The following is a 25452-nucleotide window of genomic DNA, read 5'->3' on the forward strand; positions in this document are numbered from 1 at the left end:
CACTGGAGAGAACAGCGTGAGCATTATCGAAAAAGCGGCCAGCCGCATCGAACAGAAAAAAGACGAACAGGGCGTGCCAGGCGCCGCTGCGCGCGCGGCCGATAACCTTCCGCCGCCGCCGCCGCCGTCCGTGGCGGCCCCTTCGCACGAGCCGGCCGCGCCGCCCGCAGCCCCGCCGCACGCGCCGCGCCGCACCGCCAACCAGGTCGAACTCGACCTGGAACGCATGCAGCGGCTCGGGCTGGTGACAGCGGCCGGCGGGCGCACCACCCTGGTCGAGGACTTCCGCATCATCAAGCGGCCCTTGCTCAAGCGCGCCTTCGGGCCGCGCGCGCCCGGCGAAAAACCGGGCAACCTGATCATGGTCACCAGTTCGCTGCCGGGCGAAGGCAAGACCTTCTGCTCGATCAACCTGGCCATGAGCATCGCCATGGAACTCGATCACACGGTGCTGCTGATCGACGCCGACGTGGCCAGGCCCTCGGTGCTGCGCACGCTCGGCCTGCCGGCCCATCGCGGCCTGATGGACATCCTGCTCGACGACAAACTCGACATGGCCGACGTCATGCTGCGCACGAACGTGAACACGCTCAGCATCCTGCCGGCCGGCAGCAACAACCCGCGCGCGACCGAACTGCTGGCCAGCCAGGCGATGAGCACCTTCGTCAACGAAATCGCCAACCGCTACCCGGACCGGATCGTCATTTTCGATTCGCCGCCGCTGCTGCTCACCAGCGAAGCGCACGTCCTGGCCAGCCACATGGGCCAGATCGCGCTGGTGGTCGAAGCCGAGGGCACCACCCAGCACGCGGTCAAGGAATCCCTGCGCCAGCTGGAAGGGTGCAGCAATGTGAACCTGATCTACAACAAGACGCGCGAATTCCCCGGCACCGAAACGTATGACTACCACTATGGCTAAGCGTTGCGACAGGCGGCGCCGCGCCGTGCTCGTGCCGGCGGCGCTGGCGGCCCTGTTGGCCGCACCAGGCGCGCGCGCCGAGTGGCGCTTCACGCCCACCGTGGACCTGCGCGAGACCTACACCGACAACGTCGCCCTGAGCCGCGCGCAAGACGCCAAGAGCCGCTTCGTGACCGAACTGACGCCGGGCTTCACGCTGTTGAACAAAGGCCCGCGCCTGAAAGCCTCGGCCAACTACCAGCTGCACTACTACGCTTTTGATGACGACGGCGTGGAAGGGGTGCGCCACGCGCAGTCGCAACTGCGCACCGACGTGCGCGCCACCGTCATCGACGACCTGCTGTTCCTGGACGCCGACGGCGCCATCGGCCAGCAGCCAGTATCGGCCTTCGGCCCGCAAGTAAACGGCAACGGCTATGCCAGCGCCAACCGCGCCAACGTCAAGACCTGGAGGGTCAGTCCCTACCTGCTGCACCGCTTCGGCAACAGCGCCAGCGCGGCCGTGCGCTACACCCACGATGCGGTCGACGCCGGCCGCACCGGTTTTGGCGACAGCACCGGCGACGTGTTGACCATGAACCTGAACAGCGGGCGCGCCTTCCGCCGCCTCGGCTGGGGCTTGCAATACAGCCTCCAGCGCGTGGACGACAGCATCGCGCCCGAATCGAGCGTCAAAATGGTCAGCGCGAATACGCGCTACCGCCTCGGCGAAGACCTCAACCTGACCGCCAGCGCCGGCTACGACGAATACGATTACCAGTCCGATGGCGAGCCGACAAAAGGGCGCTTCTGGCAGGGCGGCGTCGAATGGACGCCGAGTCCGCGCACCAGCCTGGTGGCCGGGGCCGGCAAGCGCTATTACGGCAATACCTACAACCTGCAGGCGCTGCACCGCAGCCGCCGTTCGGTCTGGAGCATCAACTACAGCGATTCGGTCACCACCACCCGTTCGCAACTGCTGCTGCCGGCCACCATCGACACGGCCACCATGCTCGACCGCCTGTTCATCGCGCAGATTCCCGACGCGGCGGCGCGCGCGCAGGCGGTCGACGCCTACATCCGCGCCACCGGGCTGCCGGCCGCGCTGGCCGACAGCATCAACTACTTCAGCAACCGCTTCATCCTGCAAAAGCAGTTGCAGGCGTCGGTGGCCTTCAACACGGCGCGCACCACCCTGATCCTGAGCGCGTTCGACAGCCGGCGCGAGGGCCTGTCGCTGATCCAGACCGACAGCCTGCTCACCGGTCCCGCCAGCGCGCGCCTGAACGACGACACCACCCAGCGCGGCGGCAGCGCCATGTGGAACATGCGCCTGACCTCGCGCAGCGCGATCAACGCCTCGTGGATCAGTTCGCGCCAGGAGTCGAACGGCACCGGCATAGCGAGTAAGAATACCGCCTTGCGACTGGCCGTGACGCGCCAGTTTTCGCCCAAAGTGCGGGGCGCCTTCGAGGCGCGCCGCGTGTCCGGCACCACGGCCGACCAGGCCGCGTCGTACCGCGAGAACGCCTTAACGGCTTCTCTGTCCTTGCAGTTCTAGCCGAATCGAGTCAGCGATGTATGAAACCTATTATGGGCTGAGCGACAAGCCCTTCCGGCTGCGGCCGGACCCGCATTTTTTCTTTGCCAGCAAAGGCCACAAGCGCGCCATGGCGTACCTCGAGTACGGCCTCTCGCACGGCGAAGGCTTCATCGTCATCACCGGTGAAGTCGGCGCCGGCAAGACCACCCTGGTGCGCAACCTGTTCAAGCAGATGCCGTCCGAGCAGATCGTGGCCGCCCACATCGTCAACACCCATCTCGATGCCGACGACACCCTGCGCACGGTGGTCGCCGCGTTCGGGCTGCCGTATGAAAACGCGAGCAAGACCGCGCTGCTCGAGCGCCTCGAACAGTTCCTGCGCGCCTGCGACGCCGACGGCAAGCGCGCCTTGCTGGTGGTCGACGAAGCGCAGAACCTGACCCCGCGCGCGGTCGAGGAACTGCGCATGCTGTCGAACTTCCAGACCGACGACAAGTCGCTGCTGCAAACCTTTTTGCTGGGCCAGCCGGAGTTCCGCACCACCTTGCATAGCGCCGGCATGCAGCAGCTGCGCCAGCGCATCACGGCCAGCTATCACCTCGGTCCCATGGATGGCCCGGAAACCCAGGCCTATGTGGAGCACCGCCTGCACACGGTCGGCTGGAAGGACGATCCATCCTTTTCGGCCGGCGCGCACGCCGCCATCTACGACTACAGCGGCGGCATTCCGAGGAAGACCAACGCCCTGTGCGACCGCCTGCTGCTGATGGGCTACCTGGAAGAGATGCACGCCTTTACCGAAGCCGACGTCAACGAAGTGGTGCGCGACATCCGCCAGGAATACGAACTGCCGCCCGAAGTGGTGCGCGAGCAGGCCGCAGCCGCCTTGGCCGGCGTGACCTCGCTCGGCACGCTGGATAATCCCGGCTACCTGGACGAACGCATCCTGAAGATGGAAAAATCGATGGCCTCGGTGCTGTCGATCCTCAAGAAAGTCGTCAGTACCTTGCCGGCGCTGGCGCACCAGGCGTCGGATCACCATGCGTCGGATCACCACCAATCGGACCATCACGAATGAACGACCGCCTGCATCCCGCCGCCATGCCGCGCGCGCTCGGCCAACCGATCCGCAATGCGATGACGATCGACGTCGAAGATTACTTCCAGGTGTCGGCCTTCGCGCCCATCATCGCGCGCGAGTCCTGGCCGTCGCGCGAGTGCCGGGTCGAAGCGAACATCGAACGCATCCTGGCCATCCTCGCTGGCGGCGACGTGCATGCGACCTTCTTCACCCTGGGCTGGATCGCCGAGCGCTATCCCGAGATGGTGCGCCGCATCGTCGCCGGCGGCCATGAACTGGCCAGCCACGGCTACAGCCACCTGCGCGCCTCCGACCAGACGCGCGCCGAATTCGCCGACGACGTCGGGCGCAGCAAGGCCCTGCTGGAAGACATCGGCGGCCAGGCCGTGCTGGGCTACCGCGCGCCGAGTTTTTCGATCGGCAGCGCCAACCTGTGGGCGCTCGACGTGCTGCACGACGCCGGCTACCGCTATAGTTCGAGCATCTACCCGATACAGCATGACCACTACGGCATGCCGGACGCGCCGCGCTTCGCGTTTTTCCCGAACGGGCCGGATGGCTTGCTGGAAGTGCCGATCACCACCGCCATGCTGGGCCGGCGCAAGCTGCCGGCCGGCGGCGGCGGTTACTTTCGCCTGCTGCCTTACAGCCTGTCGCGCTGGATGATGCGGCGCGTGAACAGCGACGACGGGCAGCCGGCGATCTTCTACTTTCACCCGTGGGAGCTCGACCCCGGCCAGCCGCGTCCCGCGGGCGCCAGCCTGAAAACCCGTTTCCGCCATTACGTTAACCTGCAACGCATGGAAGGGCGCATCAAGCTGCTCACCCGTGACTTTGCCTGGGACCGCATGGACCGCATTTTTTTAGGGACCAAATGAGTTCGATTACCGACGCTGTGCAGGACCGCCCGGCCACCACCACTGGCGGCGCCGCCACCGTGCATCTTCTGCGCGCCGGCGACGCGGCCGACATGGCGCGCTGGGACGCGTTTGTCGCCGCCTGCCCGGAAGCGACCTTCTTCCACCGCGCCGGCTGGCAAACCATCATCGAGCGCGTGTACGGCCATAAAACCTGGTTCTACTACGTCGAACAGGATGGCCGGATCGTCGGCGTGCTGCCGCTGGCCGAAATCAAGAGCCGCCTGTTCGGCCATTCGCTCGGCTCGCTCCCGTTCTGCGTGCTGGGCGGCGTGGCGGCCACTTCCGACGTCGCCCGTCCGCTGTTGGATGCCGCCGCCGACAAGCTGGCCGCGCAACTGAACGTCGGCCACCTGGAATACCGCAACCTGCTGCCGGCGCACGCGGGCGACCCGGCCTGGCACCAGAAGGAGCTGTACGTCACCTTCCGCAAGGCCATTACGGCCGACGACGACGAGAACATGAACGCCATCCCGCGCAAGCAGCGCGCCATGGTGCGCAAGGGGATCAAGTGCGGCTTGACGGCCGAAATCGACCAGGGCGTGGACCGCTTCTTCATCGCCTATGCCACCAGCGTGCATCGCCTGGGCACCCCGGTGTTCCCGAAAAAGTACTTCGCCGTGATCAAGGAAGTCTTTGGCGAGGAATGCGAAATCCGCATCATCGTCAAGGATGGCGCGATCGTGGCCGGGGTGCTCAGTTTCTACTTCCGCGACGAAGTGCTGCCGTATTACGGCGGCGGCATGCCGGCCGCGCGCGAATTTGCCGGCAATGACTTCATGTACTGGAACCTGATGCAGGCCGCTAGCGCGCGCGGCGCGCGCATCTTCGACTTCGGCCGCAGCAAGCTCGGTACCGGCGCTTTCGACTTCAAGAAGAACTGGGGCTTTTCGCCCACGCCGCTGGCCTACGAATACCGCCTGTACGCCTCGACCGAACTGCCCGACAACAACCCGCTCAATCCCAAGTACCAGCTGTTCATCAAGCTGTGGAAAAAGATGCCGCTGGCGCTGGCCAATGCATTGGGTCCGCACATCGTCAAGAGCCTGGGCTGAGCGTGGACGACCTGCTGCTGCTGATCCACCGGATTCCCTACCCGCCCAACAAGGGCGACAAGATCCGTTCGTATCACCTGCTTAAGCACCTGGCGCGCCACTACAAGGTGCACCTGGCGACGTTTGTGGACGACGCCGACGACTGGCAGCACCTGCCGCGCGTGCAGGCCCTGTGCGCGTCGAGCCACTTCGCCCGGCTCGATCCGACCAGGGCGCGCGTGCGCAGCCTGGGCGCGCTGCTGGCCAACCGCTCGCTCTCGCTCGACTACTACCGCGACAAGGGCCTGCGCGACTGGGTCGGCCGCACCATGGCCGCCAACAAGATCGAACGCATCCTGGTGTTTTCGTCGGCCATGGCGCAGTATGCGGAGCCGTACCGCCAAGCGCGCCGCGTGGTCGACTTTTGCGATGTCGATTCGGACAAGTGGCGCCAGTACGCCGCGCAAAAGTCCTGGCCCATGAGCATGCTGTACGCGCACGAGGCGCGCCAGTTGCTGCGCTACGAGCGCAAGGTGGCCCTCGACAGCGCCGCCGCGCTGTTCGTGTCGGCGCCGGAAGCGGCGCTGTTCCGCCAGCTCGCGCCCGAAAGCGCCGAGCGCACCGGCTTTTTCAATAACGGCGTCGATACCGACTACTTCACGCCGCAGGCCGCGCAGGTCGATTACCCGAATCCGTTCGTGGCCGGCCAGCAGGCGCTGGTGTTTTGCGGCGCCATGGATTACTGGCCCAACGTGGACGCGGTCAGCTGGTTCGCGCGCGAGATTTTTCCAGCGGTGCTGGCGCGCCATCCGGCGGCGCAATTTGTCATCGTCGGCGCGCGTCCGTCGGCCGAGGTGCTGCAACTGGCGGCGCTGCCCGGCGTGACCGTCACCGGCACCGTGCCCGACGTGCGCCCGTTCGTGGCCCACGCCGCGCTGTGCGTGGCGCCGCTGCGCATCGCGCGCGGCATCCAGAACAAGGTGCTCGAAGCCATGTCGATGGCCAAAACGGTGGTGGTCTCGCCGCAAGCGCTGGAAGGCATCGCCGCCGAGCCGGGACGCGACCTGCTGCTGGCGCACGATGCGCCGCAGTTCGCCGCCGCCATCGACCAGGCCTTGGGCGCGCCGCGCCCGGAGATGGGCGCCTGCGCGCGCCACGTGGTCGAAACCCGCTACGGCTGGACCAGCAACCTGGCGCCGGTTGTCTCCCTGCTGGAACAGATGTCCGTCGAAAGCGCATAGTGGAACAAGGCCTGACCCTCAACCCGGCGCGCCCGGCCCGATCGTATGCGCTGCAGGCGCTCCTGATCGGCGCCGTGCTGCTGTTTCCCCTGCTGGCCTACTTCCGGACGGCGGCCTCGATCGTCAACATCTGGGACAGTTCCGGCACCTTCGCGCACGGCTACGTGATCCTGCCGATCAGCCTGTGGCTGATCTGGGGCCGGCGCGACCTGCTGCGCAGCATGCAGGTAGCGCCATGGTGGCCGGCCCTGCCGATGCTGGCCGCCTGCGGCGCGGCCTGGCTGCTGGGCGAAATGGGCGACGTGCAGATCGTGCGCCATTACGCGTTCGTAGCCATGCTGCCCTTGTCGGCGCTGGCGATCCTCGGCCTGCCGATCGCGCGCAGCCTGGCGTTTCCATTGGGGTTTCTGTTGTTCGCGGTGCCGTTCGGCGACGTCTTCATCGAACCGCTGATCGGCATGACCGCCAACTTCACGGTCGACGCGCTGATCGCCACCGGCATTCCGGTTTTCCGCGAAGGGAACAACTTCAGTATCCCGAGCGGCAACTGGTCGGTGGTGGAAGCGTGCAGCGGCGTGCGCTACCTGATTTCGTCGGTGACGCTCGGTTCCCTGTACGCCTACCTGACCTACCGCACCACCTGGCGCCGCGCGCTGTTCATCGTCGCCTCGATCATCGTGCCGATTTTCGCCAACGGCGCGCGCGCCTACCTGATCGTGATGATCGGCCACCTGAGCGGCATGACCCTGGCGGTCGGCGTCGATCACCTGATCTACGGCTGGATCTTTTTCGGCATCGTGATGTTCCTGCTGTTCTGGATCGGCGCGATCTGGCGCGAAGACACCGCGCCGGCTACCGCGTCCGCCGTCGTGGTGGAGGCCGCGCCGGCACTGCCGGATGCGCCGCCGGCGCCCATGGCAAAACTGCTGCCGGCCGCGCTGGCGATCGTCGCCTGCGTCGGCCTCTGGCCCGCCTACCAGTACTACCTCGAGAAAACCGCAGCGGCGCCCGCGCCGGTGGTGCTGAACGAGGTGGTCGCAAGCGCGCCGCGCGGCCCCGCGTTCGTCGACTGGACTCCGGCCTTCCCGAAAGCGAGCGCCGAACTGCAGCAGTTCCACACGGCCGATGGCCAGCCGGTCGGCGTCAAGCTGCTGTACTACCGCAAGCCGCCGCCAGGCACGAAGCTCATTACCACCACCAACCGCCTGTCGCCGGTCGAGGCCCCTGTGTGGCGCACCGTCAGCACCATTGTCCGCGATGAAGCCGTCGGCACGCGCGGCTTGCGCCTGCGCGAGAGCGACATGTCCGGCCCGGGCGGCAAGATGCTGGTGTGGCACTGGTACTGGATCGACGGCAGCACCACCAGCAACGACTACGTCGGCAAACTGCTGCAAATCCGCCAGAAGCTGCTGCACGCCAGCGACGACGGCGCCGCCGTGATGGTGTTCGCCCACTACGACGAGAATCCGGAGCCGGCGCGGGTGGCGATGCGCGCCTTCCTCAAGGGCGACCTGGCCGCCATCGAGGCCGCGCTGGCCGCCAATACGGGGACCAGATGACCGCGCAGGCGAACAACACACCACCGCTGGTCGTCCACCTGATCTACCGGCTCGATTTCGGCGGCCTGGAGACCTTGCTCGTCGAGCGCATCAACCGCATGCCGGCCGCGCATTACCGTCACGCGGTGGTGTGCCTGACCGACTACACCGCCTTCGCCGACAAGATCACCAAGCCGGGCGTGCAGCTGTTCGCGCTGCACAAGCAGCCCGGTTTGTCGCTTGGCACCCACGCGGCCCTGTTCACACTGCTGCGCCGCCTGCGCCCGACCATCCTGCACACCTACAACCTGTCGGCGGTCGAATACGCCCCGGCGGCTTTGCTGGCCGGCGTCCCGGTGCGCATCAACGGCTTGCACGGGCGCGACGCGGGCGACCCGCAAGGGCGCAACCGCAAGCACAATCTGCTGCGCCGCCTGATGCTGCCCTTCTACGACTGCTGCTACGCCAATTCGGCTGACATGCTGGCCTGGAACCGCACCGTCATCGGCGTGGCCGGGAACAAGAGCCGGCTGCTGTCGAACGGCATCGACGCCGACAAATTCACCCCGCAGGGCAGCGTGGCGCGGCATTTCGGGCCTGAGACCATCGTCATCGGCACCGTCGGCCGCATCCAGGACGTGAAGGACCACGCGACCTTGCTGCGCGCCTTCGTGCTGCTGCATGCGCGCCTGCCGCAGGTGCGCCTGGCGATCGTCGGCGGCGGTCCGCTGCTGGCAGCCTTGCAGGCGCAGGCCGAACAGGCCGGCGTGGCGCACCTGGTCTGGCTGCCCGGCGCGCGCCTTGATGTTGCCGATATTTTGCGCGGCTTCGACGTTTTCGCGCTGTCCTCGATTGCCGAAGGCACGCCCGGTTCGGCCCTGGAAGCGATGGCCAGCAGCCTGCCGGTGGTGGGCACGCGCGTCGGTGGCGTGCCCGAAGTGGTCGCCGACGGCGTGACGGGCATCCTGGTGCCGCCGTCCGACGCCCCCGCCATGGCCGCCGCGCTGGAACGCTACGCGTTTGATGCCGCAATGCGGCTGCAACACGGCGCGGCCGGGCGCGCGCGGGTCGAGCGCCACTACAACATGGCCGCCATGGTGGCCGCTTACGAATCTTTGTACGACGCCTTGTGCGAACATAAAAAACAATTCAGGAAGAGTGCGAAATCATGTGTGGAATAGTCGGCATTTTTGATACGCGCGGTGCGCGCGAGATCGACCCGGCGCTGGTCAAGCGCATGAACGAAACCCAGCACCATCGCGGTCCGGACGAAGGCGACGTGTACACCGAGCCCGGGGTCGGCTTCGGCCACCGGCGCCTGTCGGTGATCGACATCCTGAGCGGCCAGCAGCCGATGTTCAACGCCGAAGGCAATGTCGGCGTGGTCTTCAACGGCGAAATCTACAACTACCCGGAGCTGACCGAGGAACTGCAAAAGCTCGGCTACGTGTTCCGCACCAAGAGCGACACCGAAACCATCGTGCATGCCTGGTCGGCCTGGGGCGAGGACTGCGTGCAGCACTTTCGCGGCATGTTCGCCATCGCCGTGTGGGACCGGGTCAAGCAGACCATGTTCATGGCGCGCGACCGCCTCGGGGTCAAGCCGTTCTATTACGCCGTGCTGCCGGACGGGATGTTCATCTTCGGTTCCGAGCTCAAGTCCCTGCGCGCGCACCCTGGCCTGCCGCGCGCCATCGACCCGCGCGCGGTCGAAGATTATTTCGCCTACGGCTACGTGCCGGAACCGAAAACCATCTACAGCGGCGCCCTGAAGCTGTCGCCGGGCTTTTGCCTGCTTGTTACCATCAACCAGCCGATCCCGCAGCCGCGCCAGTTCTGGGACGTGCCGTTCAAGCTGCACGGCGCCATGACCCAGGCCGACGCCGAGGGCGAGCTGGTGGAGCGCCTGCGCGAAGCGGTCAAGATCCGCCTCAAGGCCGAAGTGCCGCTCGGCGCGTTCTTGTCGGGCGGCGTCGATTCGAGCGCCATCGTGGCCATGATGGCCGGCCTGATGAAGGACCCGGTCAACACCTGCTCGATCGCGTTCAACGACAAGGCCTTCGACGAATCGGAATACGCCGAACAGGTGGCGCGCCAGTACAAGACCCATCACCACACCGAAACGGTGGACACCGACGACTACGCGCTGCTCGACACCCTGGCCGACCTGTACGACGAGCCGTATGCCGACAGTTCGGCCATTCCCACCTATCGCGTGTGCCAGTTGGCGCGCAAACGCGTGACGGTGGCCTTGTCTGGCGACGGCGGCGACGAGAACCTGGCCGGCTACCGCCGCTACCGCTACGCCATGGCCGAAGACAGCGTGCGTTCGCGCCTGCCGACCGGCCTGCGCAAGCTGGTCTTCGGGCCGCTCGGAAAATACTATCCCAAGGCCGACTGGGCGCCGCGCATGTTCCGCGCCAAGACAACCTTCGAGGCGCTCTCGCGCGACCTGGTCGAAGGCTATTTTCACGGCGTGTCGATCATGTCCGACGCCATGCGCGCGCAGCTCTTTACGCCCGCGTTCCGCACCCGGTTGCAGGGCTACCGCGCGATCGACGTGATGAAAGGCCACGCTGCCAAGTCGCCCACCGACGATCCGCTGTCGATGATCCAGTACCTCGACATGAAAACCTACCTGCCGGGCGATATTCTCACCAAGGTCGATCGCGCCAGCATGGCGCACGCGCTCGAAGTGCGCGTGCCGCTGCTGGACCACAAGCTGGTGGAGTGGATTTCGGGCCTGCCGCCCGAGATGAAGCTGCGCGGCAGCGAAGGCAAGTACATCTTCAAGAAAAGCCTGGAGCAGTACCTGCCCAACGATATTTTGTACCGCAAGAAGATGGGCTTCGCGGTGCCGCTGGCCGGCTGGTTCCGTGGCCCGCTGCGCCAGCGCGTGCGCGATTCGCTCCTTGGCGACACGCTCAAGGAAACCGGCATCTTCAACATCGACTACCTGACCGAGATGGTCGAGCAGCACGAGTCGGGCCGGCGCGACTACAGCGCCCCGATCTGGACCCTGCTGATGTTCGAAGCCTTCCTGCGCAAGGAATTGCTGGGAGCGGGGGCATGACGTTGGAGGGCGCACCATTGCGCATCCTGCACGTGCTCGATCACTCGATTCCGCTGCACAGCGGCTACACCTTCCGCACGCGCGCAATCCTCAACGAACAGCGCATCCTGGGCTGGCAGACCTTTCACGTCACCAGTCCCAAACAGGGGATGACCCAGGCGGCCTTCGAGCACGTCGACGGCCTCGATTTCTACCGCACCGCGGCCGCCGGCGGCCCGCTCTCGCGCCTGCCGGTGTTCAACCAGGTCGCCGTCATCGACGTGCTGGAAGACCGCCTGCTCAACGTCGCCCTCGAAGTCAAGCCCGACGTGCTGCACGCGCATTCGCCGGCCCTGAACGCCGTGGCCGCGCTGCGCGTGGGGCGCCGCCTCGGCATCCCGGTGGTGTACGAAATCCGCGCCTTCTGGGAAGATGCCGCCGTCGATCATGGCACCAGCCGCGAATGGGGCCTGCGCTACCGCATGACGCGCGCGCTGGAAACGTATGCGCTCAAACGGGTGGACGCCGCCACCACCATCTGCGAAGGCTTGCGCGCCGAAATCGTCGGGCGCGGCATCCCGGCCGACAAGATCACCGTCATCCCGAACGCGGTCGACGTGGCCGACTTCAGCGTCGATGGCGCGCGCGACGAGTCGCTGGCCTTGCGCCTGCACCTCGATGGCAAGTCGGTGCTCGGCTTCATCGGCTCGTTCTACGCCTACGAAGGCCTGGACGTGCTGCTGCGCGCCTTGCCGGCCATGCTGGCGGTGAACCCCGCCATCCGCGTGCTGCTGGTCGGCGGCGGCCCGCAGGACGCGGCGCTCAAGGCGCTGGCGCAACAGTTGAACGTGGCGGAGCAGGTGATCTTTACCGGCCGCGTGCCGCACGACCAGGTGCAGCGCTATTACAACCTGGTCGACGTGCTGGTCTACCCGCGCCTGAAGATGCGCCTGACCGACCTGGTCACGCCCCTGAAGCCGCTCGAAGCGATGGCCCAGGGCCGCCTGCTGGCCGCCTCCGACGTGGGCGGCCACCGCGAACTGATCGACGATGGCCGCACCGGCGTGCTGTTCGCCGCGGGCGATCCGGCCGCGCTGGCGCACAAGGTGCTCGATCTCCTGGCCGCGCCGGAACGCTGGGCCGCGCTGCGCGCCAACGGCCGCGCATTCGTCGAGCGCGAACGCACCTGGGCCGCCAGCGTGGCGCGCTACCAAAAGGTGTATGGCTCGCTCAAGCGCGCCGGCGACCAATGAAAATCCTGACCTTCACGACGCTGTTCCCGAACCAGGTCAAGCCGAACCACGCCATTTTTGTCGAGACGCGCCTGCGCCACCTGGTCGCCAGCGGCCAGGTGGAGGCGCGCGTGGTCGCGCCGGTGCCGTGGTTTCCGTTCACGGGCAAGCGTTTCGGCCAGTACGGCGACTTTGCGCGCGTGCCCGCCAGTGAAGAGCGCTTCGGCCTGCCGGTGCTGCACCCGCGTTATCCGGTGATCCCGAAGATCGGCATGAATTTTTCGCCGGCGCTGCTGGCCAACGCCGCCAGGGCCACGGTGGGCCGCATGCTGGACGAGGGATTTGACTTCGACCTGATCGACGCCCACTATTTCTATCCCGACGGCGTGGCGGCGGTCAAGCTGGGCAAGCATTTCAACAAGCCGGTGGTGATCACCGCGCGCGGTTCGGACATCAGCCTGATTCCCAATTTTGCCAAACCGCGCAAGATGATCCAGTGGGCCGCCGCCAACGCCGCCGCCGTCATCACCGTGTGCGACGCGCTCAAGACGGAGCTGGTGCAACTGGGCGCCGACCCGGCGACCATCACGCCGCTGCGCAACGGCGTCGACTTGCAGCGCTTCCGGCAGGGCGATCGCGCGGGCCTGCGCCGCGAGCTCGGGCTCGATGGCTTTACCTTGCTCTCGGTCGGGCACCTGGTGGAGCTCAAGGGCCACGACCTGGCCATCGGCGCGCTGCCGCTGCTCCCTGGCGTGACCCTGCTGATCGCCGGCAGCGGCGTGGAACTGCCACGCTTGCAGGCGCTGGCGCGCGAATTGAAGGTCGAAGAGCGCGTGCGCTTTTTGGGCGCGGTGCCGCAGCCCGAGCTGCCGCGCTATTACGGCGCCGCCGACGCGCTGGTGCTGGCGTCGAGCCGCGAAGGCTGGGCCAACGTGCTGCTCGAATCGATGGCCTGCGGTACGCCCGTGGTGGCGTCCCGCGTATGGGGCACGCCGGAAGTGGTGGCGGCGCCAGCCGCCGGCGTGCTGATGGTCGAGCGCAGCCGCCAGGGCGTGGCCGACGCCGTCAACGCGCTGCGCGCCGATTATCCGGCGCACGACGACACGCGCCGCTACGCCGAACAGTTCAGCTGGGACAGCACCACCGCCGGCCAGCTGAAACTCTTTAACGCGATCGTGGGGAAACCGCCATGCCGTTGACAAGCACCCCGCTCATTTCGGTCATCATCCCCTGCTACAACGCGCAGCGCTACATCGGCGCGACCATCGCCTCGGTGCTGGCGCAAAAAGACATCGCGCTTGAGATCATCGTCGTCGACGACGGCTCGCGCGACGAGTCGGTGGCGCTGGTGCGCAAGGGTTTTCCGGCGGTGCGCATCATCGAGCAAGCCAATGCCGGCGTGGCGGCGGCGCGCAATACGGGAATCGCGGCGGCGCGCGGCGAGTGGATCGCGTTTATTGACGCCGACGACATCTGGCTGCCCGGTAAGCTGGCCGCCCAGCTGGCGCAGATGGCGGCGTTGCCCGAATGCCGCATGTGCTACACCGCGTGGAAGGTGTGGCCGAGCGACGTGCCGCAGCCGGCGCAGGACTACCTGGCGCGCCTGCAAGAGGAAGCGGTGGATGCCGCGCTTTGGCGTGGCGCGACCGGCTGGATCTATCCGCAACTGCTGCTCGACTGCGTGGTGTGGACCTCGACCGTGCTGATGCAGCGTACCTTGCTGGCCGAATTGAACGGTTTCGACACCAGCCTGCGCCTGGGCGAAGATTACGACCTGTGGCTGCGCGCCTCGCGCATCACGCCGATTGTCCGCGTGGCGCGGCCGTACGCCCTGTACCGGATTCACCCTGCCAGCATCACCCGCGCCACGCCGGCCGAAAACTACCGCGCGCGCGTGATCGGCCAGGCGCTCGGCCGCTGGGGCCTGGCGTCGCCCGACGGGCGCAGCGGCGACGCCCAGGCGGTACGGCGCATGCTGGCCAAGAGCTGGAGCGACTTCGCCGGCGCGCACCTGGCCGCGCGCAACCTGGGCCAGGCGCGGCGCGCCGCCTTCGCCGCGCTGCGCTCCGACCCCACCCACATGCCAGGGTGGAAAGTGCTGGTCAAGACGGGCCTGAAGGCGCTGTCGCCATCAAAGGAAAAAGCATGACACTCAATATCGGACTGGTGGCGCGCTGCCTGAACACCGAACATATTCGCGGCATGGGCAAGTACGTGTTCGAGCTGCTCAGCCACTCGAAGGAGCATCCCGAGATGCACTGGCGCCTGTTCGGCGACGACGACCGCCACGGCATGGTCACGCCGCCCGGCGCCAACCTGGAAACCGATGTGTTCACCTTTCGCGGCGACCGTTTCCGCGCCTGGGAGCAGCTCGGCCTGCCGCTGCGCCTGCGCAAGCTCGATATCGACCTGCTGCACGCGACCGAGGGCGCCTTGTCGCTGTGGCAGCCGAAACCGACGGTGGTAACGGTGCACGACACGCTGGCGTGGGAAGAACGGGCCGACACGCTCGGCGCGCGCCTGTACTGGGACCACACGATCCCGGCGGCGTTGAGAAAATGCGCGCACGTGATCACCATCAGCGAATGCTCGCGCACCGACATCCTGGCGCGCTGGCCCTGGCTGGAACCGAAGCTGACGGTGATCCCGCACGGGATCGACGAAGCCTACTTCACCAATGAACAGAGCGCGATGCATGCGGATCTGGCGCAGAGAATCGGCACGTCGCCGTATGCCGTCTACCTGGGCGGGCCGATGAAGCGCAAGCGCCCCGAGTGGGCGATGGAGGTGATCGCCGCCAGCGCCCAGAAGGACCTGAAACTGGTCATCTGCGGCTTCGGCGCCGCCGCCCGCCGCACCGCCCTGGCCGAACTGCCGCCCCATTTGCAGGGCCGCGTGCTGTTCGCCGAATTCCTGTCCGACGCCGAACTGCGCGCCTTGTATCGCGGCGCCCAGGCGGTGCTGTACCCGACCCTGTACGAAGGCTTCGGCTTTCCCGCGCTGGAGGCGCAGGCGGCCGGGGTGCCGGTCATTTTCAGCGCCTTGGGCAGCCTGAAGGAGTTGATTGGCCCGCTGGCGATGGTGGTGCCGCCGCACGACCTGGACGCCTGGGTCGCGGCGCTGGACCGGGCCGGCACGCTGGGCGAGCAGCGCGCGCCGATGGTGGCCGCCGCCGCGACATGGGTGCGCAAGTTCGCCTGGTCCGAGAGTTTCGCCAGCCACCTGGCGGTGTATCGCAAAGTGCGTGGCTGATCGATGAAGAAAGTGCTGGTCATCGCCTATCTGTATCCGCCGATTTTCAATTCGGGGACGCGCCGCAGTCTCGAATTCGTCAACCATTTGCCCGATCATGGCTGGACCCCGACCGTGCTGACGGTCGACAGCCCCGACCCCCAGCACTGCGACCCCTCGCTGCTGGACGAAGTGCGTCCCGGCACCCGCATCGAACGCGCGCCCTTGTGGACGCGCCACATGGCGCCCAGGTTCGCGGCAAGATTCGCCGCCGTGGTCGACCCGCAACGCCTGGCCGGCGCCCTCGAGTGGCGCGTGCGCCGCCTGTGGAACGTGCCGGACGAATGCGCCAGCTGGATTCCGATGGCGGTGGAGCATGCGCTGCGCCTGCATGCGCAGGAGCCGTTCGACGCCATCTACGCCACCGGCTGGCCGTGGTCCTCCTTTTTGGTCGCCGAAAAAGTCAGCCGCCGCAGCGGCGTGCCGTTCGTGGTCGATTATCGCGACCTGTGGAAGCCGGCCGAGGTGGCGTGGGACAAGACCAGCTGGCTGCAACGGCGCCTGAACCCGGGCCTGGAGCGGCGCGTGCTGCGCGCGGCGTCCGGCGTGATCGCCACCACCGAATCGTTCCTGGGCCTGCTGCCGCAAGCGCTGCTGCCGAAGAACCGCTTTTTCATCACCAACGGCTTCGATGAAGACGACTTTCCACCGGCCGCGCCGGCGCCGGCCGATGAGCGCATGCGCATCGTCTACACCGGCGTATGGCGCCCCGGCTACGGCCCGGACGACCTGTATGCGGCGGTGCGGCTGCTCAAGGAGCGCGGCACGCCCAAGCTGGCGCGCTTGACAATCGTGGTGGCCGGCTACGCGCCCGGTCCCGCGCGCGAGTACGGCATCGACGACATCGTCGAGGAACGCGGGCGCGTGCCGCATGCCGAGGCAACCGCGCTGATGTCGGGCGCCAGCGTCTTGTACCTGCCGGTTTCGAAAGGCGTCTACGAGCACGCCAGCATGCCGGGCAAGCTGTTCGAATACCTGGGCAGCGGGCGCCCGATCCTGGCGTCGGCGCAGCCGGTCAGCGAAGTGGCCAAGACGCTCACCCAGGTGGGCGGAGCGCGGCGCGCCGATCCGGGCGATGTGGCCGCACTGGCCGACATCCTCGCCACCCTGTGCCAGGACGGCCCGGGCGCGATTTTTTCAAAGCGCATTCCGAGCGAACTGGCGATGTACACGCGCGCCAGCCTGACCGGCAAGCTGGCGCTGGCCCTTGGCGCCATCGTGCGGCACCCACGGAGCGCCGCATGAGCACCGTGCGGCGCGCCATGGTGTTTTCCTTCCTCGAGAGTTATCTCGGCATCGCCCTGAACCTGGTGTCGTTCGTGCTGCTGGCGCGTTTGCTCACGCCCAAGCAGGTCGGCCTGTTTTCGGTGGCGCTGGCAATCATCAGCGTCACGCAGGTCATCCGCGATTTCGGGCTGGTGAATTTTCTGATCCAGAAAAAGGAGCTCACCGGCGAATACATCGCCAGCGCCTGGGGCCTGGCCCTGATCCTCGGTTGCAGCCTGTTTTTGCTGATTCAACTGTGCGCGCCGCTGATCGGCGCCTTTTATCATGAAGAGAGCCTGACCACCATCGCCCGCATCGTCGCGCTCAATTTCCTGATCCTGCCCTTCAATTCGGTGTGCCTGGCGCTGCTGCGGCGGGAACTCAATTTCCAGTCGGTGATGCGGATCAACCTGTCGGCGGCCGTGCTCTCGACCATCGCCACCCTGCTCATGGCGTGGCAGGGCGCGGGCGCGTACGCGCTGGCCTTCGGCGCGGTGTTGAACAACGCGATCATCGCCGCCGGCATCTGGCACGTGGGCGCGGCCGGCCGCCTGCTGCGTCCCGCCCTGACCAAGTGGCGCGAGATCATGAAGTTCGGCGGGCCGCTCACCGTGGCCAACGTGATCACCTCGATCACCATGGATATCAACGATCTGGCGGTCGGCAAGATCATGGGCTTTTCGGCGGTGGCCATCGCCAGCCGCGCCCAGGGCTTGATGAACCTGTTTCATCGCGATTTCATGGGCGCGGTGCGCAATGTGGCTTATCCGGCGTTTTCGAAAGCGGTGCGCAATGACGATAACCTGGAAGAAAAATATGTCGTCAGCGTCACCAATGTGACCGCGATCGCCTGGACCTTTTATGGCTTTGCCGCGCTGTTTCCGCTCGAAGTACTGCGCTTGATGTTCGGCCCGCAGTGGGACCAGTCGGCACCGCTGGTGCCGTTCTTTTGCCTGGCCGGCGCGGCCAGCGCCATGATCAACCTGACCCCGACCGTGCTGCTGGCGGCCGGCCACTCGAAACTGGTGGCCACGGCCGAACTGATCATCCAGCCGGTCAAGGCGATCGCCCTGTGCCTGGTGGTTTTCTATTACCGCAACCTGCAGTATTTCGCGATCGGCTTCATGGTAATGGCCCTGGTCAGCGTGCCGTACTGGTATGCGCTCAAGCAACGCCGCCTGCCGACCGACTTCGGCGCCCTGTTGCGCTATGTGGGCATGAACCTGATGCTCGCGCTGCTCAGCCTGGCGCCGGCGATCGCGCTCACGCTATGGCTGCGTCCGGCCGGCCAGGCGCTCGGCCACGCGGCCTTCTTTAGTTGCGCCGGCGCCACCTGCGTAGCCTGGCCGCTGCTGCTGTGGGCTTTTCGTCATCCCTTGTACCGCGAGTTCCTGGCCATCGTCCAGGCCCGCCGCGCGAGCGCCGCCGGCAAATAAGACGCCGGTATTGTCAAACATATTAGCGCCGTTGGTTTTCTATAATTGTTATCCCGATCGCCGCAAGCTATTCATTACCGGCCTCACCGGTTAATATAGCGGCGCTGCGCTCGCGATAATGCCAAGCCGGCCACAATATTATACTCGCGGTAATATTGACCGGCTCTTCATTCTTATTCCAATTCGGCAAGTTAATAATCATTGCCATTCCATCATTCCACGAAAATATATATTCATATTTCCCGTTTTGTTTATGAACCGTCATTTCATACGCATGAAATATGCGGGTAAAATGCTGTTTCCATGCCGCAACTAAAGATTTCATCGCCGCGCTATTGGGGTTGTTTAAAGAACGAGCGACGCCGCGTTAATAGCACTTTTTTCATTGTTATTACGAAGAAACCATTATGACCGATCTGCAACGCCGTATATTCCTCCGACGCTCCACCATGCTCGTTGCCTCCGGCGCGCTCACCGCTTGCGGTGGGGGCGGTGGCGGCGGCGATGGCGCCGCAGCCGCGCCCACCTCGACCGCCGCCAGCGGCGTGCAGACCACCGCTTCCGGTCCCTTCGACCAGGGGACGCCGCCGGTCGTGCCGCAGCCGGGCGCGCCGGTTCCGAACGCCTCGTTTACCGTTGTCAGCACCACCGGCCAGGCCTCGGCGCCGTTCTGCCTGGGCTTCGCCTTCCGTCGCGGCGATGTGCCGGCGGGACGCACGCTTGGCTCGGACCAGGGCGCCCTGCAGGTCAACGTCAAGAACGTGTGGCCGGACGGTTCGCTCAAATTCGCGCTGCTCTCCGGCCAGGCCAGCCTGCCCACGCCATCCGGCACCACCGTCAACCTGGGCGTGCTCGCGACCGGCGCGAGCGAGAGCCCGATCGAGACGGCGCGCCTGCGCACCAGCGGCGCGGTGGCCGCGGTCGGCTGCGGCGCGTTCGGCACCGTCAGCTGGCAGGGCGCCGACTGGGACAGCCCGTTCAAGACGTGGGTCAGCGGTCCGCTGATGTCGTCCTGGATCTACCGCAAGCCGGTCGGCAGCGACCCGCACCTGGTGGCCTGGCTGGAAGTGCGCCTGTGGGCCAGCGGCGCGCTCGAAGTGCTGCCGTGGATCGAAAACGGTTACCTGCGCGTGGCCGCGCCGTCGAACAAGGCGGCCACCTACACCTTTTCGCTCAATGGCAGCTTGCGCATGTCGGCCGCGATCGACCTCAAACACCATCAGCGCACCCCCTTGATCAGCGGGACCGCCCTGTCGTATTGGGGTGGCGCCGATCCCGGCGTGGTGCCGCGCCAGAACGCGAACTATTTGCAGGCGAGCGAACTGGTGCCGTCGTACCAGGCGCGCCTGACCGCCGACGCAAGCGCGGTCAAGGCCCTGGTGGCCAGCTACACGCCGCTGCAGGCGGGTAACTTCACCTACGACAGCGACAGCATGGCCTCGTCCGGCTACCAGGATCCGATCGGCCTGCTGCCGCAGCATGACGTGCTGTTCCTGGTGGCCGACACCCCGGCCACCTTCGCCGGCGTGGTGCGCAACGGCTTCTCGGCCGGCCGCTACGGCCTGCATTACCGCGACGAGAGCACCAATCGCCCGCTGCGCTTTTCCAGCTATCCGACCCTGAACATCCGCAACGGCCATGGTTTCAAGGATACCGGCGGCTCCACCAACGGCCAATACACCCCGGTGGCCACGGGCGGCAATCCGCCCGGCTGGGATGTGGCGCACAGCCCTTCGGTCGGTTTTGCGGCCTACCTGGTCACCGGCCGCTTTTACTTCATGGAGCAGGTGCAGTTTGCCGCCACCGCCAATTACCTCGGCAATGGCGACAATACCGCGCTGCGCACCGGCAGCCTGGGCCTGGTGCAGACCGCCGTCGCGGCTTGGCAGACCCGCAGCTGCGCGTGGGACTGGCGCACGCGCGTGCAAGCCCTGTGCGTGACGCCCGACGACGACCGCGAGCTGCGGGCCGAATTCATCGCCTCGGTGGAAGCGAATATCGAACACTTCCACGGCCGTTACGTGGCCCGTCCGAACAACCCGTTCGGCTGGATCAAGCCGGGCGAAGGCTATGACGGCACCATCCGCATGGGTTCACCATGGCAGCAGGACTTCGTCACCGCGGCCTTTGGCTATTCGGTCTCGCTGGGTTTACCGATTTCGGCGGCCGCCAGCACCAAGCTGGGCGCCTTCTTCGCCTGGAAGGCGCGCAGCGCGGTCGGCCGGCTCGGCACCAAGGACGCTTTCTGGTACATCAACGCGGTGCCGTACACGATGGTGATTTCGCCCGACGCCAGGCCCGATTACGATAACGGCACCGGTCCCTGGTACAGCTCCGAGGCCGAGGTGTACCGCGCCACGTACGCCACGCCGCCGGTCTGGATGGGCAAGACCGAGGGCGTGCTGGCCGCCGAATACATGCCGGGCGAGCGCGCCATGTGGGGCAACCTGGTGCCGGCCATCGCCTACGCGGTGCGCCATGGGGTGCCGGGCGCGCGCGAGGCGTACGAGCGCATGACGCGCGCCACCAACTGGGGCGCCTTGCGCGCCGCCTTCGACGCCAAGCCGGTGTGGGGCGTGAAACCGGCGCTGTATGCGCCGACCCAGCCAGTGCCGGTGCCAAGCACGCCGCAGGAAGGCGATCCATCGTGGTTCGCCGGCACCGGGCTGGGCGAGTGGATCGAGATCGCCGGCACCGCCGGCGCCGGCGGCTCGGCGGTGCATGCCTACAGCGGCATCGCCTTCAATGAACGCAGCAATGAAATCCTGATCGCGGCCGCCGGCGGCCACCTCGATTCGCCCGACAACCGCGTGGTGTCGCTGCGCCTGACCGACAATGCGCCGGTGTGGCGGCTACTCCACAGCCAGAGCTCGCCCGCGGCGATGGACGTGGCCTATTACGCCGACGGCACGCCGACCTCGCGCCACCTGTACAGCACCATGCATTACGTGCCGCAGTTGAACCGGGTGATGACCTTCGGCGTGCGCGGCGCCTACGGCAATGCGCACTCCTTCCACAACGTCGATGGCTTCGACCTGGAAACGAACACCTGGGACCGGCCCGGCACCTGGGCCGACATTCCGACCGGGCACCTGGGCGCGGTATCGATCCGCGCCACGGGCGACATCTGGAGCACCGGGCTGGCGCGTTTTTCGGCCAGCACCCGCACCTGGAGCGAGCCGATCACGCAGCGCACCAACGATACGATCCGCTGGCCGATCGCGCACGACACGCTGCGCAACCAGCTGTTTTCGCTGAACTGGGCGGACGGCATGGGTTACGGGGCGCTGGGGGTGTTCGCTTCACGCGTGCCGCTCGCCGGCACGGCGCAGATGTCGGTGGCGTTCAATCCGAGTGCGGCGCTCGAGAGCTTCAAGGCCGACAAGCCCACCTACGCCGGCATGGATTACGACCCGGCCAACGACCGCTTCCTGTTTTACTGCGGCCAGGGCGCGGGCGCCGGCCGCATCTACGTGATCAAGCCGAACGGGGGCAATACCTGGGACATGAGCATGTTCGAACTGGCCGGGCGCACCCGTCCGCCCGAGAGCACCGGGGCCGGGGTGCATAACCGCTTCCGCTACGTCGCGGCGCTGCGTGGTTTCATGCTCATGCCGAACGGGAAGGACAACATCTTCTTCATCCGTACCTCGGCCTAAGCACGTTCAGCCCAGGCGGTCGGCCACGCCGCGCGCGGCGCGGCCGGCCGCTTCGCGCGCCAGTCCCTTCAGGCCGCGCAGCGACTTGGGGTTGTACGCCACCATGCCCCAGCGTTCGCGCCGGTGGCTCATCCACGTCTTTTTATAGGCGTCGTCGCCGATCAGGTAATCGATTTCGGTGACCTTGTCCTTGTCGATCGCGTGCTCCATCAGCATGGCCGTGACCAGGGTTCCCGGCGAATAGGCCTTGAAGCCTTCGTCGTAGGCCAGCTTGTAGATCTCGGCCCGTCCGTACGAGACGATCCACAATTGCGCGGCCACCGGTTCGCCCTTGATCCACGCCAGTCCCAGGCGCAGGAAGCCCTTGGCGGCGTAGGTCTGCATCAGCGCCGGCATGAAAGCGGGGAAGGGCTCGGGCTTTTTCCAGCTGGCCGCGTACACCTTTTCATAGGCCGCAATGGCCACCGGCAGATCCCTGGCGCTGGTGACGATTTCCAGGGTGCCGCCATCGTTGGCGAACTTCTTGCCCATGCGCCGGATGGTGTTTTGCAGCTGTCCGCCGCGCGCGGCCAGGTAGCCGGCCCAGTCGCCGCTGATCGGCTGGTACCAGTTGCCGAAGGCGAAATACTCGAACGCCAGCCAGCCCTTGATGCGCATCGCGCCCAGCATGGTCTGGTAGGCATGCGAATCGGGGTCCATCGGCGTGAGCGTCAGCGACGCGATCCTGGGAAACTCGTCGTGGATGGCCGAGAGCACCGTCACCATCTCGCGCGGTTTCAGGCCGGCGTCGAGCACCGGCTCGTACAGGCTGGTATAAAAATTCGACAATGAACTCAGTTGCCAGGCGCGGCCGACTTTCTGGGCGCGCAGCGGCAGCACCGCCACCACGTGCTGGCCCTGGCGCAGCACGTAGAAGCGCAGTCCCGGATTGGCCGGATAGACCGTCTCGACCAGGTTGCGGTACCACGCCAGGCCGCCGGCCACATTCTGCTTCTCGGCCTTGGTCATGAAGCTTTGCACGTCGGCCGCCAGCGCGTCCGGATGGTGGACCACCTCGACCGCCAGGCCGTCCTGCGCGGGCGGCTTGCTGTGCCATGCGCGCAGCGACACCTTCAGCGCTTCGGCCACGTTCCAGCGGTACAGCGTGCGGTGCCGGATCCAGCGCTGGCTGCTGGCCCATTCGAGCAGGTTGTGGTCGGCGTCGGTGTAGAACTCGATGGCGCCGCCCGGATCGGCCTCGAACGCCCGGTCGATCACGCCGCGCAGCAGCAGGCGGCCCGGCGAATATTCGGCAAAGCTCTCGTCGTAGCTGGTCTTGAGCATCACGTACATGCCGTTCTGGCACAGGATCAGGCGCGAGGCGGCCAGCTTGTCGTCCAACCACAGCTCGCAGACCAGGGCGTGGCCGTCCACGGCGGCGCGCCGCAGCAGGTCGCGGTAGAACTGGTGCTGGGCCGGGGTGGCGCCGACCGCGGTGCCGGTGCGGCCCTTCCAGCCGGCGCTTTCGAGCGCGGCGTAGCGGTCCACCGCCGCGTCCATCTGGTCGGCCTCGACGATGTGCACGTGGCGCTTGCTCACGCCCTTTTCCAGCAGGCGTTTCTGGTAGCGCTTGATATTGCTTTGCAGGTGAGCGCGCGCCGACCAGTAATCGTCAACGCCGCCATCGAGCGCGATGCGCATGGTGCGCGCGTGGTTCATCAACTGCTGGCCCGGCGCCGGGCCGGCCAGCACGGCGCCCACTTGCGGGTCGTTGCAGAGCAGGTCGAGCTGGATCACCAGCGGCGGCAGGCTGCCCCAGAGCGAGTCGAGCAGCGCGGCGTCGGCCACCAGGGTGGCGCCGATCTGCGCCTGCGGCGGCAGGAAACTGGCCCACACCAGCGCATTGCGCCGCTTGAGCACGCACATCGCCTCGACCTGGCCGTCGCGCCGGCAGGTCCACAACTGCTCGCTGCCGTCGCCGAACTGGGCCAGCAAGCCGTCGATGAAGCGCGCGTCGAGCAGCGGATGGCCGCCGAACAGGCGCCGGTTCAGTGCATCCCAGGCCGCGCCATGCTCGCCGAGGGAGCGCTGCAGCGGCACGCCGCTCCAGCCGCTCATGCCAGCGCTTTCGATACCAGCGCCGTCATCCATGTCATCTGCTGCGCCGACAGTGCCTGGTGGCAGGGCAGGTGCAGCAGGTGCAGGCGGTAGTTGCGCGCCACCGTGCAGCTCGACACCGCCATGTCGTCCCAGCGGAAAATCGGCATGCCGGCTTGCTTTAACTGGTAGAACACCGGGTCCGGCTGGGCGATCGTGATCGGGAACATATAGGGTGCGCAGTCGTCGGGCAGGTCGGGCATCAGCGCCTGGCCGCCGCGCGCGCCGGCCACCGCTTCGAGCCACTGGCGGTAATGCTGGCGGCGTTGTTCGACCAGGGGGGCGAGGCGGGTGCGCCGCATCACCCAGCGCGACAGCGCCAGGCTGTTCTTGTTTTCCATGGCACGCTCGTAGAAGGGGGAAGGCTGGTCGTGGCGCTCGAAGATATCTTGCCCGCGCAGGGTGGGGTCGCGCGGCTCGGCGTCGGCGGCGATCGCGCGCGCGGCGCGGTTGCGCGACCAGGCTGTCTTGAGCGCCTTGAGTTCGCGCAGCAGGCCGGGTTTGGCCGGCGGCGTGATCGGAAACAGCGCCGGGTTGGCCCACAACACGCCGCCGTCTTCGCAACCGAAAAATTTGTAGGGGCTGGCCATGAGCACATGGTCGGCGTTGGCCTGGCCGGTCTGGGCGCGCTTGGCCGCCACCTGCCAGGCATGCGAACAGTCTTCGATCAGCATGATGCCGTGGTGGCGGCATACCGCGCTCACCGCCGCCATCAGGGCCGGCGGCTGCTCGAAGCCGAAGTAGTGCGGCAGCACCAGCGCCTTGATGCCGTGGTCGCGCGGCGCCAGCAGGGCGCGGATGCTGTCCACGCGCGGGGTCAGGTCGCTGTCGACTTCATAGAACAGCACCGTGCCGCCCAGCGCCAGCGCCGGGTCGATCATGGTGCGGCAATGGTAGGACGGCGCCAGCAGCGCCGTGCCGGGACCGATGCCGCCGGCCTGGCAGGCGGCGTGCATGGCGTAGCGGCCGCGCGCGAAGTGGCGCACGGCGGTGCCGTCGATCAGGGCCGGGGCCACGGTGCCGCTGCCGAAACCGAGGTCGGCCCAGCGCAGGACCGGCAACAGGGGCGCGCTCGGACGGGGGAAATCACATGCAACGGCGTCGAAACGCTGGTAATCGGGCATCGGT

At 66.8% G+C, this 25452-nt stretch carries 19 protein-coding genes; 16 read left to right on the forward strand and 3 right to left on the reverse strand.

What is annotated here, in order from left to right:
* The first annotated feature begins 16 nt into the window (after positions 1 to 16).
* Genes F0185_RS14540 through F0185_RS14610 form a run of 15 tightly spaced genes read left to right on the forward strand, consistent with a single transcriptional unit; the run spans position 17 to position 18529 of the window.
* Complete coding sequence (locus F0185_RS14540) at positions 17 to 919, forward strand: XrtA-associated tyrosine autokinase (protein WP_167225526.1); 903 nt, start codon at positions 17 to 19, stop codon at positions 917 to 919.
* Positions 912 to 2459, forward strand: a complete 1548-nt coding sequence (locus F0185_RS14545; protein WP_167225528.1) for a TIGR03016 family PEP-CTERM system-associated outer membrane protein — start codon at positions 912 to 914, stop codon at positions 2457 to 2459. The genes F0185_RS14540 and F0185_RS14545 overlap by 8 nt, the downstream gene beginning before the upstream one ends.
* A 16-nt stretch (positions 2460 to 2475) precedes the next feature.
* Entirely contained in the window at positions 2476 to 3519 is a 1044-nt protein-coding gene (locus F0185_RS14550) for an XrtA/PEP-CTERM system-associated ATPase (RefSeq protein ID WP_167225530.1), read from the forward strand.
* The gene (locus F0185_RS14555; protein WP_229477013.1) at positions 3516 to 4400 is read left to right on the forward strand and encodes an XrtA system polysaccharide deacetylase; all 885 of its coding nucleotides are present in this window, start codon (positions 3516 to 3518) and stop codon (positions 4398 to 4400) included. Before F0185_RS14550 ends, F0185_RS14555 begins: the two co-directional genes overlap by 4 nt.
* Positions 4397 to 5494, forward strand: a complete 1098-nt coding sequence (locus F0185_RS14560; RefSeq protein ID WP_167225532.1) for a FemAB family XrtA/PEP-CTERM system-associated protein — start codon at positions 4397 to 4399, stop codon at positions 5492 to 5494. Before F0185_RS14555 ends, F0185_RS14560 begins: the two co-directional genes overlap by 4 nt.
* A 2-nt stretch (positions 5495 to 5496) precedes the next feature.
* Complete coding sequence (locus F0185_RS14565; RefSeq protein ID WP_167225534.1) at positions 5497 to 6714, forward strand: TIGR03087 family PEP-CTERM/XrtA system glycosyltransferase; 1218 nt, start codon at positions 5497 to 5499, stop codon at positions 6712 to 6714.
* Positions 6714 to 8273: an exosortase A gene (gene xrtA / locus F0185_RS14570; protein WP_370664016.1), complete on the forward strand. Its 1560-nt coding sequence runs from the start codon at positions 6714 to 6716 to the stop codon at positions 8271 to 8273. The genes F0185_RS14565 and xrtA overlap by 1 nt, the downstream gene beginning before the upstream one ends.
* Positions 8270 to 9433, forward strand: coding sequence for a TIGR03088 family PEP-CTERM/XrtA system glycosyltransferase (locus tag F0185_RS14575; protein WP_167225536.1), 1164 nt, complete (start codon positions 8270 to 8272; stop codon positions 9431 to 9433). Before xrtA ends, F0185_RS14575 begins: the two co-directional genes overlap by 4 nt.
* Positions 9421 to 11325, forward strand: a complete 1905-nt coding sequence (locus F0185_RS14580) for an XrtA/PEP-CTERM system amidotransferase (protein WP_167225538.1) — start codon at positions 9421 to 9423, stop codon at positions 11323 to 11325. The genes F0185_RS14575 and F0185_RS14580 overlap by 13 nt, the downstream gene beginning before the upstream one ends.
* 17 nt (positions 11326 to 11342) lie before the next feature.
* Positions 11343 to 12557 carry a TIGR04063 family PEP-CTERM/XrtA system glycosyltransferase gene (locus F0185_RS14585; RefSeq protein WP_167225843.1) on the forward strand — a complete coding sequence of 405 codons (1215 nt, stop codon included), beginning with the start codon at positions 11343 to 11345 and terminating at the stop codon, positions 12555 to 12557.
* Positions 12554 to 13735 (forward strand): glycosyltransferase family 4 protein, encoded by a 1182-nt coding sequence (locus F0185_RS14590; protein WP_167225540.1) that lies wholly within the window; start codon positions 12554 to 12556, stop codon positions 13733 to 13735. Before F0185_RS14585 ends, F0185_RS14590 begins: the two co-directional genes overlap by 4 nt.
* Positions 13726 to 14685, forward strand: a complete 960-nt coding sequence (locus F0185_RS14595; protein WP_167225543.1) for a glycosyltransferase family 2 protein — start codon at positions 13726 to 13728, stop codon at positions 14683 to 14685. The genes F0185_RS14590 and F0185_RS14595 overlap by 10 nt, the downstream gene beginning before the upstream one ends.
* Complete coding sequence (locus F0185_RS14600; RefSeq protein ID WP_167225545.1) at positions 14682 to 15788, forward strand: glycosyltransferase family 4 protein; 1107 nt, start codon at positions 14682 to 14684, stop codon at positions 15786 to 15788. The genes F0185_RS14595 and F0185_RS14600 overlap by 4 nt, the downstream gene beginning before the upstream one ends.
* Positions 15789 to 15791: 3 nt before the next feature.
* Positions 15792 to 17072 (forward strand): glycosyltransferase family 4 protein, encoded by a 1281-nt coding sequence (locus tag F0185_RS14605; RefSeq protein WP_167225547.1) that lies wholly within the window; start codon positions 15792 to 15794, stop codon positions 17070 to 17072.
* On the forward strand, positions 17069 to 18529 hold the full coding sequence (locus F0185_RS14610; RefSeq protein WP_167225549.1) for a lipopolysaccharide biosynthesis protein: 1461 nt from the start codon (positions 17069 to 17071) through the stop codon (positions 18527 to 18529). Before F0185_RS14605 ends, F0185_RS14610 begins: the two co-directional genes overlap by 4 nt.
* A gap of 67 nt (positions 18530 to 18596) precedes the next feature.
* On the opposite strand, the gene F0185_RS14615 is transcribed toward F0185_RS14610, so the two are convergent.
* Positions 18597 to 18854 carry a hypothetical protein gene (locus F0185_RS14615; RefSeq protein WP_167225551.1) on the reverse strand — a complete coding sequence of 86 codons (258 nt, stop codon included), beginning with the start codon at positions 18852 to 18854 and terminating at the stop codon, positions 18597 to 18599.
* A gap of 124 nt (positions 18855 to 18978) precedes the next feature.
* Between F0185_RS14615 and F0185_RS14620 the strand changes: the two genes are divergently transcribed.
* Complete coding sequence (locus F0185_RS14620; RefSeq protein ID WP_167225553.1) at positions 18979 to 22188, forward strand: hypothetical protein; 3210 nt, start codon at positions 18979 to 18981, stop codon at positions 22186 to 22188.
* A gap of 6 nt (positions 22189 to 22194) precedes the next feature.
* On the opposite strand, the gene F0185_RS14625 is transcribed toward F0185_RS14620, so the two are convergent.
* Both F0185_RS14625 and F0185_RS14630 read right to left on the reverse strand, forming a co-directional pair.
* Positions 22195 to 24318 carry a GNAT family N-acetyltransferase gene (locus tag F0185_RS14625; RefSeq protein ID WP_167225555.1) on the reverse strand — a complete coding sequence of 708 codons (2124 nt, stop codon included), beginning with the start codon at positions 24316 to 24318 and terminating at the stop codon, positions 22195 to 22197.
* Positions 24282 to 25448: a DegT/DnrJ/EryC1/StrS family aminotransferase gene (locus F0185_RS14630; protein WP_167225557.1), complete on the reverse strand. Its 1167-nt coding sequence runs from the start codon at positions 25446 to 25448 to the stop codon at positions 24282 to 24284. The genes F0185_RS14625 and F0185_RS14630 overlap by 37 nt, the downstream gene beginning before the upstream one ends.
* Positions 25449 to 25452 lie beyond the last annotated feature (4 nt).

Origin of the sequence: Massilia rubra, from assembly GCF_011682065.1 — a bacterium.
GTDB classification, from domain to species: domain Bacteria; phylum Pseudomonadota; class Gammaproteobacteria; order Burkholderiales; family Burkholderiaceae_D; genus Telluria_A; species Telluria_A rubra.